Consider the following 16879-nt stretch of genomic DNA (forward strand, 5'->3'; position numbering starts at 1 on the left):
CCCCCCCCACCGCCGGGGCCCGGCCCGTGGGTCGGAGCGACCCGGCGCGCCCCGGCGAGGGCGCGGTGGGCCGCTCCGGCGCCGCGCGCCGGCCACCGGGCGATCCTGCGCGGCCACGTCCGGGGCCGGCTGTCCGATCGGGGGAGGGGCCGGGATGGAGCTGTGTCGTGCGTGGAGCGGTGGCGTGCGGCGGCGCCCCGGGGCGCGCGGGCGGAAGCGCGGCGGTACCGGGCTCAGCAGCTGCCCGGGCGGCACCGGCCGCGCACCCCGCCCGGCGGGCGGCGGGAACACCGAGCCGTCGGCGGCTCGCGCGGCGGCTCACGTCAGAGTGACCTCGGTCACCCACCCTGTCGCATGTGAACGCTAACAGCATCACATTGGGGTCTCAATGGATCAGACGCGCCGGATCTCCGGAGGGGAGTGCGGTGCCCGGTCGGCAGCGGGAGGCGGCGGTGCGGGGCGCCCCCGGGGAACGCCGAGGGCCCGCACGCCGTGGGGAGTTCCACGGTGTGCGGGCCCGTCGGGCGGTCAGGCGTCGGCAGGGTCAGCGGCGGCTGCCGTCGAGCGCGCCGACGTGGGAGCGCCGGGTCCCGCCCTTGTTCAGATCGCTGCCCCGCACCGGCCGGAGGAAGTCACCGTGGACCGGGGTCCCGTCGGCCGCCCGCGGGTAGCTCTCGGGCAGGTTCAGCGATCGGAAGTCCGACTCGCGGGGAGCGAGCGAACCGTCCTCGTTGGCGGCGCGGACGCCGTCGAAGAGGACGTTGGTGCGGTCCACGTCCCCGGAGACGAAGTCCGCCGCGGGGCGGTCGCCGCCCCGTCCGTCCGGTGTGCGGAACGAGAGGTTGTTGCGGAAGACCCCCTGCTCCGACTCGTCGAAGTAGGGGTTGAAACGGAAGATGAAGTTGAAACGCCCGTTGTCGAAGCTGGTGTTGTTGTCGAGCCGGAGGCGTCCCGGGTTGAAGTTGTCGGTGAAGCCGTCCATGCCGTTGTCATAGGCGACGTTGCCGCGCAGGACGTGCGCCACCGGCAGCCCCTCGCCGCCGAGCTTGAAACCGTTCCCGAGCGTTCCGCTCGCCTCGTAGCCGTTGCTGAGGCGGCCGTTGGAGTGGGCGACGTTGTTCTCCAGCGTGATCGGCAGGTTGGGACCCTCGTTGGTCCGGTTGTACAGGTCCCAGCCGTCGTCGATGTTGTGGTGCGAGATGTTGCCCCGGAAGACGTTGCCCGCGCCGACGCCGAGCTTGGCGGCGAAGCCGTCCGCGTCGATGTCGCTGGCGTCGCGGTTGTCGTGGGACTCGCTGCCGACGATCAGGTTGTGCGAGGGCCACAGGTCCGGGTTGTCGCCGCTGCCGCTCAGCTGGAACCCGGTGTTGCCGTTGAAGTTGAACGTCATGCCGCTGATGGTGTTGTGGCTGCCGCTCACCCGCATCGCGTTGTTCACCGCGCGGGTGACCTGGATGTCCTCGAACCGCCAGTGGTGGGCGTCGAGCCGCACCACGACCGGAAGTGCGTCGCGGCCGTCGATGACGACCTCCTGGCCGCGGTAGGGCCGCACCGTCTTGGCCTTGTTGCGCAGCCCGCTGTAGGAGGCGTCCAGCGCCAGCGTCCCGGTCGGCTCGTAGGTGCCGCCGTGCAGCAGGACGGTGCCGCCCGGGGCGACGTACCGCAGCGCGGTCCCGATGTCCACGGGGCGCGCGACGGTGCCCGCCGCCTGCGCGGTGCCGCGGGGGGAGGCGTGCACCGTCCGGCCGTCGCCTCGCTCGCCGTACTCCTTTCGGGTCACGGTCAGTTCGCGGACCACCGGGGTTGAGGGAGCGGCCGAGGGGGTGAAGGTCAGCGTCAGCTCCGCGCCCCCGCCGCGCAGGGGCACGTTCTTGCTGTGGACCTCGTGCGCCTTCAGGCGCTTCTTGGCCACCCGCTTGCCCCGCTCGTCGGTGACCACCAGCTCACCGGCGACGTTGGGGCGGGTCTGCAGGGTGTACACGCGGGCGGCTGTCTCGGCGGAGGAGAGCAGCGCGAGCGCGGGCTGCTCCGGCCGCGGCTCGACCGGGGCGCGCGGCACCGTGTCGGCGTCGCTCACCTCCAACTGGGCGTTCTCGACCGTGACCTTGGCGTTGCGGGCGGCGTAGAAGCCGACGAACATGCGGTCGGGATCGATGTCCTGGACCCAGTCCGCACCGTCCACCCGCTGCTCGAAGGTGGCCGGCTCGCCGGCGTGGGTGAACGTCGCCGCCATGACGAACTCGGTGTCCGTGCGCTCCAGCCGCAGCGAGACGGGAGTGCCGACGGGCAGCGCGTAGCGGGAGTCGGTGGTGAAGGTGCGCGTCGTCAACGAGCTGCCGGGGTTGCCCCACGGCTCCACGACCCCGGTGCGGTGGATGGCGCTGATCCCGGCGCGCATCATGCCGGTGGCGAAGATGTTGGAGGCCGCCGGGACCTCCTCGAACCCGTCGACCATCGGGTCCTGCCGCGGTGCTCCGATGACGTCGCGGACCATGAGTCCGGCACTGTCCTGGCTGTTCGGGGCGGCGCCCGTCTCCGGACCGAACTGCTCGACGGTCATGTCGGCGGTGAGGACGAAGTTGTCCGTGCCGGGGTCGAGGACCGTGTGGTAGAAGGTCAGGCCGTCGTGGCCCTGCGCCAGCTTGCCGCCACGGCTCTCCAGGGTGACGCGCCCCTCGATGGTGCCCGGCACCTCCGGCTCCGCGTGGTTGACGCCCACCTTCTCGGGCAGCACGTTGGAGGCGAAGTTGAGGTCCGTGGACTGGCCGAAGGTGACCGCCTCCCAGGCGGGTGCCTGGGCGGTGCCGACCGCGTTCGCGGCCTCCGCCGGCCGCGCGGTCGCCGGTGCGGAACCTGCGGCCAGGGTGCCCGCCGTCAGTACCGCGGTGAGCAGGGCGCCCGTGGCGGAACGGGCGAACCGGGACCGGTGCGCGCCGCCGGACGGCGGCTGGGCGGGTCTTGTCGTCAACCTCATCGTCAACTCCCTCTGGGCAGGCCGACGTCCGGCCCTCTCGGCCCGAGGGGCGGCTCGCTGCCTCCGTGCTGGTTGGCCGCGCACAGTCAAGAGCCGAACAGAGCTCCAGGTCAACAGCCAGGAAGCGCTTTCTTCTGTCGGGGCCCGACAACCGGCCTCCGGGCTCCGTCGCTGGTGGTGCGCCTGGGTGCGGTGGGACGTGGGGGAGGCGGTCGGGTGCCCGACCACCGCGCGCTACCTCACCCGAGCGAGGCCGGAGGCACGGGCTCGCCGACGTGAGGCCGGGGCCCGTCACCGCCCGGCCCAGCGGGCCGCGGGCACCGCCGCCGGCGCCCGGTCACGCGGTGTCCCGACCATCCGGGTGCCGCGGGCCGGCGCTCATCACGGTGCCTGGTCCTCCGGGAGCGGCTGCTCGGTCCAGATCGTCTTGCCGGCGACGCTGTACCGGGCGCCCCAGCGGTGGGTGAGCGCGCTGACCAGTTGGAGGCCCCGGCCCCCCTCGTCCGTGTCCGCGGCCCGACGGACATGAGGGGTGGTGAGACTGCCGTCGGAGACCTCGCAGACCAGACTGCGCCCCCGCAACAGCCGGAGCGTGACCGGTTCCTGCGCGTGCCGCACGACGTTGGCGACGAGCTCGCTGACCACGAGCTCCGTGGTCATCACCAGGTCCTCCAGTCCCCACCGCGTCAACTGCCCGCGGATCATCTCCCGTGCCCGGGACGCGGCGGTGGCCTCGGCGGACAGCGGCCACACCGCCACGTTCTCCGAGGTCAGCGCGTGAGTTCGTGCCAGCAGCAGGGCGGCGTCGTCGCGGCGGTTCCGCAGCGTCGCGGTGAGAGAGGTGACCAACGCGTCGCAGAGCGCGTCGAGGCCGCCGTCCTCCGCCGTCGGCGCGTCGTCCCGGTCGTCACGCCGCGCGGAGGCGGCCAGCAACCGCGTGAAGCGGTCCACCGAGTCGTCGATGTCGTGGCCCCGCGCCTCCACCAGCCCGTCGGTGAACAACGCGAGCAGGCTGCCGTCCGGTACCTCGGCACGCAGCACGTCGAACGGCGGAGTGGCCGCCCCCAGGGGCGCGTTGGCGGGCACCCGGGGAACGTGCGCCGTCCCGTCCGGACGGACCACGACCGGTGGCAGGTGCCCCGCCGAGGCGAAGTCGCACATCCGGGAGGTCGGGTCGTACACCGCGTACAGACACGTCGCGTAGAAGTCGTCGCCCAACTCGCTCACGAGGTCGTTGAGATGGGTGAGGATCTCGTCCGGAGGCAGTTCGAGCTCGCTGAGTGTGCGGACCGCGGTCCGCAGCCGCCCCATCGTCGCCGCCTCCGACAGACCGTGCCCCATGACGTCGCCGATCACCAGCGCGGCCCGTTCGGCCGACAGCGGGATCACGTCGTACCAGTCCCCGCCGATGTCCAGTCGCCGGTCCGCCGGCAGGTAACAGGCCGCGGTGTCCACCGCCGGCACCGTCGGGAGGTGCTGCGGGAGCAGGCCGCGCTGGAGCTCCTGCGCCCGCTCGTGCTCCGCGTCGTACAGCCGGGCGCGCTCCAGTGCCTGTGCGATCAGTCCGCACAGGGCCGCCAGCACGCTGCGGTCGGCCGACCGGGGCGCGTCCTGGACCGGGAACGCCAGCAGGCAGCAACCGGTGACGCGACCCGAGACGACCAGCGGGAGGAACGCCCAGGATCGGTCCCCGACCCCGGTCATCGTGCCCGCCGAGCGCGGGTAGCGCCGCCGGTACTCCGCCGGGGAGCCGAGGAAGAGCGGGACGCGGCTGCCGGCGGTGTCCGTCAGGGGTGAGGCTCCCTCCCCCTGCGCCCAGAGCGCCGCCGGTTCCCCGGCCGAGTACCCGAGCGAACCGACCACGCCCGCGGAGCCGCCCGCGAGGGTGATGATCGCCATGCGGGCGGCACCGAACGGGCGCAGCACATGCTCCGCCGTGGCCCGCACCACGTCCTCCTTGGTGATCGCCTCGGCTAGCGCCCCGGTCAGCCGCGCGATGTGCGCCGACTGCTCGGCCGATTCGCGCGCCGCGCGCTCCCGTTCGGCGTCGCGCCGCCTGGCCTCGGTGATGTCCGTGGAGTACACGGTGAGCCCCTGCGGCACCGGGACCAGCCGCAGGTGGTACCAGCGGCCATCCGCTGAGGGCCGGAGATCGACCCCGGCGGGCGTGTTCTCCGCCACCGCCCGGCGGCAGGCGTCCTCGAACCCGGGCGCGCGCCCCGCGGGGAGGTCCCACAGCAGCCGGTCACCGGTGGCGGGCACCGGGCCCAGCGCCCGGTCGGCCTCGGCGTTGACGAACATGATGCGCCACTCGGAGTCCACCGCCAGGAAGCCGTCGGTCATGTGGCGCAGCGCGTCGTCGACCGCGTCACGCGCCACGCGCGTGCGGGTGGTGTCCCAGACCGTGCCGACCAGATGGCCCGGACGGCCGTCGTCCCCGGGGATGACCCGGCCGCGCGACTGTACCCAGCCGGTGGTGCCGTCCGGGCGACGGATCCGGTACTCGACGCCGTAGAGGCTCCGGGTGCGGATCGCCTCCTCGGTGTCGGCCATCACCCACGGCAGGTCGTCCGGGTGGACGAGATCCACCCACGATCCGATCCGCACCACCGTCTCGTGCGGCTCCATCCCCAGCACCCGGGTCGCCTGGACGTCGTAACGCAGCTCACCGGTGCGGATGTTCCAGTCCCAGGAGCCGACACTGACCGACCGCACCGCCTCGCTCAGCGGCGAGGTGTGCGCCCGCGCGGGCCACGCCGGGGGAGAGGCGACGTGGTCGGCGGAGAGCGACCGCCCCAGGCGCTCCGAGACCACGGAGGCGATCTCGGTGAGCGGTTCCCGCTCCGCGGGCTCCGGCGGACGCAGGCAGATCACGGAAAGGGTGCCGAGGACACGACGCGGGGTGGCGAGCGGCACCACCAGCACCCCCGCGACCTCCGCGTGGTCGGCCACGCCGCCGTGTGCCGCCTCCGGGGCGGGGACCCAACCGCCCCCCTCCGGGGCGGAGTGTTTCCCGTCGGTCTTCCCGTCCCCCGGGCGCGGCCCGGCACGCCCGACGATGCGTTCGTGGAAGCCGCGCGCCTCGGCCTCGGGCAGCCCGTCGACCACGACCAGCCGCGGCTCGGACCCTTCCCATGGCCCCGTGAGGTGCACGACCCCGCCGAGGCCGCCCACCGCCGCGACCGCGTGGTGCAGGGCGAACTGCAGCGCCTCGGTCTCGGTCGCCTGGTCCACGAAGGACCGCACGACCCCGAGCCGCGCCCCGTGGGGCGGGTCCCGCGGCTGCTCCGCGCCCCGCGCGCTTCTCATGGCCACCGCCGCCGCGTGGGCGCCGGTGCCGTGGGGCGGCTCCGGCGCGTCCCGCGCGGGCCCGCAGACCGGACGCCGGGGAACGACGGATGCCGTTCCCCGCAGGTGGCGGGAGGGCCGCGGCGAACCCGGCGGAGACCGCACGGAACCCGCCCCGGTGACACCGGTCCCCGGCTCCAGGTGCTGATCATGGCGCATCCACTCCGGTCGATACCGCCCGTTCCGTTCTCGCGGCCCGCCTCATGGGTCGATGCCCTCATGGTCCGACTCGGCACGGCCGCGCGCCACCCGGCCGCCGCCGGCGGGACCGCGGGCGCCCGGCCTCCGGAACGGACCCGGCGCCGGGTCCGCTCCGTGCCGCGCCGGGCGCGGCTCCGCCGGGACACCGGCCGTGCGCCGTGCCCCTCCCCGGCGCACGGCCGACGGCTACAGGGACCAACGGCGCTGAGGCGGGTCGACCAGCGTCTCCGTCACCGTCTGGCCGCGGTCGAGCGCCGCCACGATCACGAACCACTGACCTGCGTACGGGTCACCGCTCGGCCCCGTCGGCACCGAGTCGACCAGTCGTCGCAACTCCTCCATGGTGACCGGTCGGCGTCCCGGCCACGGCAGCGTCGCCCCCCTCGGCGACGTGCGGTGCTCAGCCCAGAAGGCTCGCAACCGCATCACTTCCGCGCTCGCGCGTTGCTGCGCCTCGCGGCCCATTTCGACACCCCACTTCCACGGGCCGACGCTCCGGCGCGCCACCTCGCGCGGGTGCCACGGCGTACCAGGAGAGGCGGCCCCCCGTGTGGTCTGCCCGGGCGGAACAACGTCCGAGCCCGGGCGGGCACGCCCCGAAAGGGGATCATAACCGAGCGCAGTCCCACCGTTCGGGGGCCGACCGGAAGCAGCAGCGGGTTCCGGACGGGGGTCCCGGTCTCTCACCGGGCCGTGAGCAGCCCCCGCAGGTACGCCGCCTGGCCGGCGTGTTCCAGATCGTCGGCGAGGACGCTCACCAGCCGAGCGCCGAGCGTCACCGGTGGGTCCCAGTCCTCGTCCACGACCCGGGCGAAGTCCGGCACGGTGAGCCCGCTCAGGAACTCCCGCGACTGCCCGTGCACCGCGTCGAAGTAGCCGGTCAGCAGTGAACCGGACGTGACGGTCACCTTCGCGACCTCGGCGGATCCGTGTCCGTACCCCGTGTCGTCCGCCGGGAGGTCCAGGCCGAACCGCTCGCACCAGCCCCCGGACAGCCACACCTGGGTGAGCCCCGCGACCTCCGCCACGTGGTCGTCCTGCACCCGGGTGAGGTGCCACACCAGCCAGCTGATCGAGTTGACGCCCGGGGCCGGCCGGTGGTTGAGGGTGTCCGCCGGGAGGTCGGCCACGACCGAGTGCACCGTCTCCCGGATGCGGTCGTAACCGTCGATGAGGATGTCGTTGGCATGCATGGGCGCATCATCGCCCCGCGTCCGCCCCCGGCCACGCAACCGGCCGCGCCGTGTCGGGGAGTCGGCGCCGCCCGACGACGGGAGGCCCGCGGGACGAGGCCTACACGGAAGGAGGACTCCGGGCTCGGGCGTCAGACGAAGAAGACCAGGTGGACGAGGGCCGCACCGCCGACGACGACGATCAGGGCGCGCAGCAGCGCCGGCGGCAGTCGGCGGCCCACCCGGGCACCGACCAGCCCGCCGAGCGTCGCGCCGCCGGCCACCAGCGCCACCACCCCCCAGTCGACGTACTCCCACGCGACCAGCAGGAACACCACCGCCGCCACCGCGTTGACCGCCGTGACCAGCAGGTTCTTGATCGCGTTGGTCGACTGCAGCGACTCGGCCGTGAGCACACCGAGCAGCCCGACCAGCAGGATGCCCTGGGCAGCACCGAAGTACCCGCCGTAGACGCCGAGGCAGAACACGCCGGTCGCGACGGCCGCCGTCCGCCGTCCGGACAGGGCGGACCCCGAAAGCGCGCCCCCGCCCCGCGCGGCGGCCCGGCGCTGCACCGCCGGTGCCGCCACCACCATCACGAGTCCGAGGAGGATCAGCCCGGGTACGACCGCCCGGAACGCCTCGGGCGGCAGCACCAGCAGCAGCACTGCGCCGGTGACGCCGCCGGCCGTTGCCGCCGGCAGCAGGACCCGCGTCAGCGTCCGCTTCTCCGCGAGCTCCCGCCGGTAGCCGAACGTCCCGGACAGATTGCCGCCGACCAGGCCGATGTTGTTGGAGATGTTGGCCACCAGCGGCGGGTACCCGAAGAGCAGCAGCACGGGGAAGGTCACCAGGGTGCCGGATCCGACCACCACATTGATCATGCCGGCCCAGAAGCCGGCCCCGAGGACGGCGACCCACTCCCACCCCATCGTCGCTTCCCCCTCTCGTCCGGACCGCTCGGCGACCCGGGCGCCGGCCCGTCGGGGAGTCGGCTCCCCGTCGTCCCGTTCGGATTCCCGCCGCCGGCGCCGCCCGATACCTGCCCGTGTCCTGCCGTGCCCGGGATGTTCCGGGGCGAGCGGAGGGCCGGCCCGGCGTCGCACACTACCCGGCCAGCGGGGCCGCCACCACGACGACGTCGCAGGTCCGCGCGGTGCGCCGTGCCACCGGTGCCGGGCGGGCCGTCCCCGTCCGCCGGGGAGCCGGGCGCACCGCGCCCGGGCGGCGCGGCCGGCACCGGGCGCTTCCGGTGATCTCATCCCGGAGTCGGTCGTCCGTGGGCATTCCGCCCGGCTAGTGTGGGGCACGCCGCGCGCCAAGCCCCTGTCCCATGGCCGCAGACGTCCTCCCGCCTCGGGAGGACGCCCGACCCGGACGGGTGGGAGCCTCCTTGACCACAGCCAGCAGCCGTGCCGACGAGGCCGACCTCTCCTGGCCGGCCCGGCTCCACCGCCTGTGGCTCTCCGCCCAGGACGTCGAGAACGTCGAGGAGATGGCGCAGCACGTCTACGCGGCCATGCTCGCCGAGGACGAGGTGGTGGCCGTCACCGGGAGCCGCTGGGAGGGCGACCGGCTGCGCTACCTCCGCGTCGCGACCGGCACGCACTCGACGACGACCACCACCACCGGTGCCGGGACCGCCGCGGGGCGGCCGGTGCCGGCACCGGAGCCCGGCCGGGCGATCGGAACCCCGCAGGTCCACTTCCACGAACTGGACGCCGGGACGGACGGGTTCGCCCCGGAGGGGCGGGCGCTGGCCGACGCGGGAGCCCGCTACGCGCTGGAGTCGCGCTTCCGGCTCGGTGAGGCTGACTGGGCGTCGTTCTCCGTCGGGCTGCCCGGACCGCCCTCCGACCCCACCGCGTTGACGCGGCAGCTCATCCAGCTCTCCGAGGTGCTGGTGGCCAGCAACCGACGCATCGTGGAGGCGCGCGAGTACGAGCGGCGGCTCATCGAGGACGCGTTCCTGGCCGAGGCGTCGCTCCAGATGGACGCCAGCCTCGACGTACAGGAGACCCTCTCCCGCGTCGCGCGGCTCGCGGTCCCGGCGGTTGCCGAGGGGTGCGCGGTCCACCTCTTCGCGGACCTCGGCGGACTCGCACCGGTCGCTTCCGCCCACGTCGCCGCGGACGCCCAGCCCTGGCTGGCCGACCTGGCGCGCGACGACCCGTGGTTCGCCGACCTCGTCGACCGGGCCGTCCGCAGCGGCGAGTGCGTGGTGCTGAGCGGCGAGGAGCTGGAAGGCGCACCCTTCGGCCCGCACGCCGACGGCCCCGGGCAGCCCGTCAACGCGGTGAGCGTCAGCCCGCTGCGCGCCCGCGGCAAGGCGCTCGGCACCCTCACCTTCATCTACCACCGGGGCGAGGACGCCATCGCCGGCACGAGGCTGCTCGACAACCTCGCCCGCCGCGCCGCCCTCGCCATCGACACGACCACCGCGTACGAGCAGCGCCGCCGCCACGTCGAGCAGTTGCAGCGGCACCTGCTGCCGAACGCGCTGCCGGTCTGGCCCGCCGCCGACCTGTACGCCGCCTACGAGGTCGCGGACGACTCCCTCGAAGTGGGCGGCGACTTCTACGACGCGGTCGTGGACCGAGAGGGGCGACTGGCGGTCGTCATCGGGGACGTCTGCGGCCGTGGTGCCGAGGCGGCGGCGCTCACCGGTCTGGCCCGGCACACGCTGCGGACGCTCCTGGAGGACGGCGTGCTGCCGGAGGTCGCCCTCCAACGCCTCAACACGATGCTGCTCGACCAAGGGACCACCCGGTTCGTCACCGCGCTGGTCGCCGTCCTCGCCCCCGACGGCGGGGGAGGGTGCCAGACCCGGCTGGCCGCGGCCGGGCACCCCTCGCCCCTGGTGCGTCGCCGGGACGGAGCCGTGGAGGAGGTCGGGGTCGCCGGTCTGTTCCTCGGAGTCCTGCCCGACACCGACCTGCAACCGACCTCCCTGCGGCTGGGACCGGGGGACTCTCTCGTCATGTTCACCGACGGTCTGACCGAGGCGCGTTCGGCGAGCGGCGTATTCTTCGAGGAGCACCTGCCGGAGGTGGTCCGCGACTGCGTGGTCCAGGAGCCGGAGACGGCGGCGGGGCTGGTGGCGCGCATGTCCGCGTTCCGCGCCACGGGCAGTGACGACACCGCGGTGCTCATCGCGCACGTGAAGGGGGCGACAGGGTGACCACGGACCGGGGACGCCGGATCGACCTGGGCAGCGTCCTCGTCGTCGAGGACAGCCTGGAGGACGCCGAGGCGATCGAGCGCGCACTGCGCCACACCCACCCCGAGATCCGACCGGAGTTCACCACCCGCGGTGACGGCCTGGTGGAGCAGCTGCTGGCGCGGGAGGCGCTGCCGGGGCTGATCCTGCTCGATCTCAATATGCCCGGACTCGACGGCCACGGCGTCCTGTCGGAGCTGCGGGGCCGCGCCGAACTCGACGACGTGACGGTCGTCGTCTTCACCTCATCCACCTCCCCCGCGGAGGTGGATGCCTGCTACGCGGCCGGCGCGGACAGCTACGTCTACAAGCCGGTCAACTTCACGCTCTTCCGGACGGTGCTGAAGGGTGCGATCGACTACTGGCAGGCGTCACGCTCGGTGGCCTCCCACGGCCCGCCCCCGCCGGCGGCCCACGGGCAGCCCTGAGAGCGTGTGTGTGACCCCACGCCGGGCCCGCGAGGCCGGCTACGGCCATCTGCTGCGTTGTCAGGAACACCCGACTACAACCCGGTATGAGGGTGCCCCTCCGCCGTGCAGCTGACCGCATCTGACGCCGCGAGCTGAGCCGACACGGGGTCTCACACACGCTCTGAGCGGTGTGACACCTTCCGGCCGCCCCGTGGTCCGGCTGTCACGGCACGGCCCCGGGTGTGCACGCCCACGATCGGCCGATGACCGCCACTCCTGGCCGGCGCCTCGCTCGACGCCCGGTCTCCCGCCTGTGCGTCGTGGCGGTCCGCTCCGGCGGTCCGCGGGCGTCCCGCTCAGCCGGCGGCCTTCGGCTCCCCCGCGACCGCCGGGCCCAGCGTGAACGAGAAGGTGGCGCCCCGCCCCGGGGCGCTCTCCAGCCACAGTCTTCCGCCGTGCCGTTCCACGACGCGCTTGACGACGGCGAGGCCCACGCCCGAGCCGCCGCCGTGCTCGCTGGGCCCGTGCAGCCGCCGGAAGAGGTCGAACACCTCTTCCTGCAACCCGGGAGCTATCCCGATCCCGTTGTCCCGCACCGTCACGACCGTCTCGTACGCCTGGGCGCCGGACGACTCCCCGGGAACCGGCAGCCGGTGGCCGGCGATCTCCACCCAGCGGTCGTCGCTCTCCGGGGCGGCGTACTTCGCGGCGTTGACCAGGAGGTTGACCAGGATCTCGTAGAGCCGGTCCGGGTCGGCGGCCAGTACCGGGAGCTCGCCACGCCTCACCCGTACACGCTCCTCCGCCAGTCGCCCGCCCGCCACCTCCAACGCGGAGTCCAGCGCCCGGCCGAGGTCGACCTCCCGGAGGCGCAACCCGGCCCGGCCGAGCCGCGAGTAGTGCAGCAGCGAGTTCAGGAGCTCGTCCATCCGGCCGGCCAGCTGCTGCATCGTCAGCAGCCGCCGCCGGGTGGTCTCGTCCAACCCCGCTGCCGCGTCCTCGATGACGAAGGTCGCGGCGTTGGAGATGCCGCGCAGCGGCTCCTTCAGGTCGTGGGCGGCGGCGTGCGCGAAGCCGTCGAGGTCGGTGTTGGTCATGCGCAGCTCGTCGTTGAGGGCGTCCACCGCGTCGGCGTGCCGCAGCACCAGCCCCGTCAGCAGTCGCCACAGCTCCCGGGCTGTGGCCAGATCCGTGGTGGTCCACGGCAGACTGCGCCCCCGCATCATCGCCGCGAAGACCGCGCCCGAGCCGCGTGGGGTCAGCCGCTCGCCGCCCGGGCCCACCCGGACGGGGGCGGCCGGGTCGGTCGCCCAGCGCCGGGGCACCGGGCGTTCCCGTCGCGACCAGGCGAGGAAGTCGCCCGAGCGACTCAACGGCAGCAGCAGGACGCCCGCCGGCCCCTGCACCGACTCCTGGGCGCCGAAAGCCGCCTCCTCACCGTCGCTCTCGGCGAGGCGGTCCGTCTCCCAGACGGTCCCCGGCGCGAGCAGCGCGGCCCGGCTGCCGAGAGCCCGCAGCAGTCCGGGAGCGAAGGTGTCCCCGCTCCCGGAGACCCTGCCGCCCCGGCAGAGCACCACCGAGTCGGCAGCCAGCAGGTCGGCCACCGCGTCGCCCCGCCCGGCGACGCTCACCTCCAGGCCGTCCTCCAGCAAACGGGCCACCGTGGCGGCGCGGCCCCCCGACTCGACGATGGCGTCCGCCCGCTCCCGCTCCTCGATCGCGGCCAGCTGGAGGGAGAACGCCGCCCCGAACATCTCGCAGGCCGAGCGGACCTCGGGGGTGGGGCGGAGCGGGCGCTCGCCGTGGCAGGCGATCAGTCCCCAGAGGCGGCCCTCCCGGAGGACGGAGACCGACATCGACGAGCGGACGCCGATGTTGCGCAGGTACTCCAGGTGGAAGCCGGAGACCGTCCGCAGCGCCGCGAGTGACAGGTCGAGCGGGACCCCGGTGTCCGGCCGCACCGGCGGCACCAGCCCCACCGTCTCGTCGTGGGCGTCGCCGATCACCCGGATCCAGTTGTCACGGTAGAGGCGGCGTGCCTGCGGCGGCACGTCGGTGGCGGGGAACCAGAGACCGAGCCAGGGCTCCCAGCCGGGGGTCAGGTCCTCGGCGACCACCTCGCCCGGCCCGGCCTCGCCGTCGAAGCGGTAGACCATCACCCGGTCGTAGCCGGTCAGGGCGCGCACCTCGCGCGCGGCCACCTCGCACGCGTCCGCGACGGTCGACGCGGCGCGCAGCCGTGCCAGCACCCGGCGGATGCCGGTGTAGAACGTGCCGAAGGCGGGCGTCTCGTCGCGCCGCGGCTCGAACTCCAGGACGAGAAGGCCGCCCCGGCGGTGCGCCGAGACGTCCATGGGGCGCTCGGACCCCGTGCCGCCGACCGGGACGGGGAAGGTGACGGGCGCGGGGTCCTCGCCGGCCGTGCCCGCCAGGGCCTCCTCGAACTCCGCCGGGGCCAGCACCCGGGTCACCGGCGTCCCCACCAGCTGCTCGGCGGCGATCCCCAGCAGCTCACCGGTGTTCGCCGCGGCGACGGCCACCAGTCCGCTCGCGGGCTCCACGGCGATCAGGGTGCCGTGCGACTGCACGCCGCCCAGCAGGTGGATGGGTTCACGGACGCACGCGGAGAGGCCGAAACCGCCTGGCACCTCGGCCTCCGCCGCCCGTGCCCGCTCCGTCAACCACCGGTCCACCATCGCGCCCGCCCTCCGCCCTCCGCGCCCGGCCCTCCGGGCGCTCGTCCTCTCGTACGTCATACTCCCACCCGCACCCGGCCGCCCGACTGTGCTGCCGGCACGGGGGGCGGACGCCGCGCCGGGCGGGGTGGGCGACGGCGCTCCGAACAGGTGCCGGACACCTGCGCGGGCGGTGGCAGCGCCCGCACACGCAGCGCACACGCGGGCGCGGAGAGCGCACACCACGGCAGCGCCCGCCCCCGATATCACGGTCACGAATCGTGGTAATCGCCTCACGGTCGGCGATGCTCCCGCACAATCGCCTACGGGATCTGTCCGTGCGCGCCGGGAGAGATGAGATCGGCTGTGACCACTGTGCTTGTCGTCCACGACGTCGTCCTGTGGCGAAAGGCGCTGCGCTGCCTGCTGCACCACGCGGGTGACTCCCTCAACGTGCTGAGCTGCGGCCGGGAGGAGCTGCGCCGTGCGGCCTGCGACGAACGCCCGGAGGTGTACGTGCTGGACCTCGACTGTCCGGGTTCCCACAGTCTTCTGGAGGAGCTGGGAACCGTCCGACGCCCCGGCCCCGACGGCGGTCATCTCGTCGTCCTGGGCAGGGGCGACCGGCCCGGAGCGCTCCGCACCGCCGCCGTCGCGGGTGCACGTGGCTACGTCGACAAGTACGGCGGCACCGACGACCTGCCCGCGGTCGTCCGCAAGGTCGCGGACGGAGGGCGCTACATCGACGAGTCGCTGGCCTTCGGGCTGCTCCAGGCGAACGAGATACCGCTCTCCGGGCGCGAACTGGGCGTGCTGTCCCTGGCGGCGCAGGGCGACTCCGTCGCGTGCATCGCACGCCGCCTCAACCTCACCAACGGCACCGTGCGCAACTACCTGGCGGCGGCGGTCCGCAAGAGCGGCGGGCGCAACCGTTCGCACGCCATACGCCTCGCCCACGAGGCGGGCTGGATCTGACCCGGACGCCCTGCCGCCTCCGCACCACGGACGGCCGCACCACGGACGGCCGCAGCGCACCGCCCTCCGCGCCTCAGCGGCCGTCGGCGGAAGCGGGGGACGACGATCTCGGCTCGCCGGTCAACTCCCGGTACAGCGCGCTGCTCGCGGCGAGGCCGGCCGGGGTACCGAGCGCCACTTCGGGACCGTCGAGCACCAGTACCCGATCGGCGCGCCGTGCCGAGGCCGGGCGGTGCGCGATCACCACCAGGGTGCCCGCCCGCGCCGCCAGCGCAGTCTCCGCCCGGGCCTCCGCGGCGGCGTCGAGGCGCCCGGTCGCCTCGTCCAGCACGAGCAACGAGGGAGCGGCGACGAACGCCCGAGCCAGGACCACGAGTTGGCGCTCGCCCAGCGACAGAGCCCCCGGGCGGACCGTGGCGTCGAGCCCCCCGAGCCGGTCCGTCAGCTCCCGCATCCCCAGGGCGTCGATCGCCGCCGCCGTCTCCGTCTCACCGGCATCGGGGGCGAGGTACCGCAGGTTGTCCCGGAGCGAACCGGTGAAGACGTAGGGGTGCTGCGGGAGCAGCACCACCCCCGGCGGGACGGCGTCCGCCGGTCCCGTCCCGTCCGCCCGCTCCCAACTGACGGAGCCCCGCACCGGTGACCGGTCGCCCGTCAGGAGACCCGCGAGCGTCGACTTCCCGGTGCCGCTGGGACCGATCACCGTCAGGTGCTCGCCGGGCGCCACCCGCAGGTCCAGGCCGTCGAGCACGGGCCGGGCGCCGGGGCCGTAGGTGAAGCGGACACCGCGCAGCGTCGCGCCCGTCACCCCGCCGGGACGCCGGGGGTGCCCGGTGCGGCGCCGTCCGTCGCAGCCCGGTGCGCCCTCCCGTGGCGCCGGCACACCTGCGGCCCGGCCAGCCGGAAGCTCGGCCGGCCGCTCGCTGAACCGGTCCAGGACGACCAGCAGCCGCCCGCCGGCTGTCCCGAGGGCGGTCATCAGCGCCTGCACGGCGGGTGCCAGCGACTGCGTGAGGTAGGCGAGCGCGCCGACGAGCGCCCCCGCCGTCATGCCCCGGTCCAGCAGCCACGGCGTCGCCGCGAGGAGCGCGACGGGCGGGACCCGCCCGCAGAGCGAGAGAGCCACCACCCGCACCGCCGACCAGCGGGCGAGGGCCCGGGCTGCGTCGCACTGCTCGTCGGCCAGCTCGGAGTAGCGGGCCGCCACGCTCGCGCCACCGCCGGTCGCCGCGAGGTCCCGGAGCCCGCCCGCCACCGCACCGGTGTGCTCCGCGAGCCGTTCGTCGGCCTCCAGATAGGCGCGCTGCCGGCCCGCCATCGGCACCAGGGTCGCGAGGAACAACCCCCAGCCTGCCAGGATCGGCGGAACCACGACCAGCAGCAGCGGCGGCGCCAGCACCGCGAGGCCCACCAGCGCGCCGGCGCCGGTGAACAGGCACGACCTCGTTGCCATTACCAGCCCCGCCCACCCGTCCCGGGCGATCTCGCTCTGGTGGGTCGCGCGCGAGACCGCACCGGTGTGCGTCCACTCCGGTCGCGCCAGCGCCTCGTGGAGCGCCCGCGCCGACGCCCGGCGTACCAGCCCGTCCCGCAGCGGCTCGACCAGGTCCCCCAGCCGTCCGAACAGGCCCCGTGCGGTGGCGGCGGCGGGGAGCGCGGCGACCGCCGCCACCGTCAGCCACGCCAACCCGACCCCCGGCCGGCCCGCGAGGAACCCCTGGTCGAGTGCCTGCGCGATACCGAAGCCCGTCAGGAAGGTCTGGGCGAACTCCACCAGCGACCAAGCGGCGAGGCGGAGCACCGCCCGCCGCCGCTGCCGGAGGAACGGCACTCCCTCGCGCCCCACCCGGCGCAGCGCCCCCCGGGCGGCCGACCGCCCCGCTTCGCGCCCGCCCGTTCCGTCG

Annotated in this window: 10 protein-coding genes; 3 read left to right on the plus strand and 7 right to left on the minus strand. The window is 74.6% G+C overall.

Translation table 11 applies throughout. The features are described from left to right. Positions 1 to 544: 544 nt before the first annotated feature. The 5 genes from HCJ92_RS14095 to HCJ92_RS14115 form a co-directional block, all read right to left on the minus strand. Entirely contained in the window at positions 545 to 2974 is a 2430-nt protein-coding gene (locus HCJ92_RS14095) for a right-handed parallel beta-helix repeat-containing protein (protein ID WP_167933925.1), read from the minus strand. Positions 2975 to 3355: 381 nt separating this feature from the next. After that, positions 3356 to 6283 carry a SpoIIE family protein phosphatase gene (locus tag HCJ92_RS14100; RefSeq protein WP_245240869.1) on the minus strand — a complete coding sequence of 976 codons (2928 nt, stop codon included), beginning with the start codon at positions 6281 to 6283 and terminating at the stop codon, positions 3356 to 3358. Positions 6284 to 6709: 426 nt separating this feature from the next. Beyond that, a complete protein-coding gene (locus HCJ92_RS14105) occupies positions 6710 to 6856 on the minus strand; it encodes a hypothetical protein (RefSeq protein WP_167933926.1) in 147 nt (48 codons plus the stop codon). A gap of 350 nt (positions 6857 to 7206) precedes the next feature. Then, positions 7207 to 7716, minus strand: coding sequence for a mycothiol transferase (locus HCJ92_RS14110; RefSeq protein WP_167933927.1), 510 nt, complete (start codon positions 7714 to 7716; stop codon positions 7207 to 7209). Positions 7717 to 7847: 131 nt separating this feature from the next. Next, complete coding sequence (locus tag HCJ92_RS14115) at positions 7848 to 8627, minus strand: sulfite exporter TauE/SafE family protein (RefSeq protein WP_167933928.1); 780 nt, start codon at positions 8625 to 8627, stop codon at positions 7848 to 7850. 461 nt (positions 8628 to 9088) lie between these two features. Here HCJ92_RS14115 and HCJ92_RS14120 point away from each other — a divergent pair, with 461 nt between their 5' ends. After that, entirely contained in the window at positions 9089 to 10876 is a 1788-nt protein-coding gene (locus HCJ92_RS14120) for a PP2C family protein-serine/threonine phosphatase (RefSeq protein ID WP_245240870.1), read from the plus strand. After that, the gene (locus HCJ92_RS14125) at positions 10873 to 11343 is read left to right on the plus strand and encodes a response regulator (RefSeq protein ID WP_338054176.1); all 471 of its coding nucleotides are present in this window, start codon (positions 10873 to 10875) and stop codon (positions 11341 to 11343) included. Before HCJ92_RS14120 ends, HCJ92_RS14125 begins: the two co-directional genes overlap by 4 nt. A 338-nt stretch (positions 11344 to 11681) precedes the next feature. Here HCJ92_RS14125 and HCJ92_RS14130 read toward each other — a convergent pair whose 3' ends face one another. Then, the gene (locus HCJ92_RS14130) at positions 11682 to 14021 is read right to left on the minus strand and encodes an ATP-binding protein (protein ID WP_167933930.1); all 2340 of its coding nucleotides are present in this window, start codon (positions 14019 to 14021) and stop codon (positions 11682 to 11684) included. A 345-nt stretch (positions 14022 to 14366) separates the two neighbouring features. Between HCJ92_RS14130 and HCJ92_RS14135 the strand changes: the two genes are divergently transcribed. Beyond that, positions 14367 to 14975 (plus strand): LuxR C-terminal-related transcriptional regulator, encoded by a 609-nt coding sequence (locus HCJ92_RS14135; protein ID WP_167933931.1) that lies wholly within the window; start codon positions 14367 to 14369, stop codon positions 14973 to 14975. A gap of 73 nt (positions 14976 to 15048) precedes the next feature. Here the strand turns inward: HCJ92_RS14135 and HCJ92_RS14140 are convergent. After that, positions 15049 to 16879, minus strand: a 1831-nt coding sequence (locus HCJ92_RS14140; RefSeq protein ID WP_420824710.1) for an ATP-binding cassette domain-containing protein, incomplete at its 5' end; no start/stop codon positions are given.

This window comes from Streptomyces spiramenti (assembly GCF_012034385.1).
Lineage (GTDB): Bacteria > Actinomycetota > Actinomycetes > Streptomycetales > Streptomycetaceae > Streptomyces > Streptomyces spiramenti.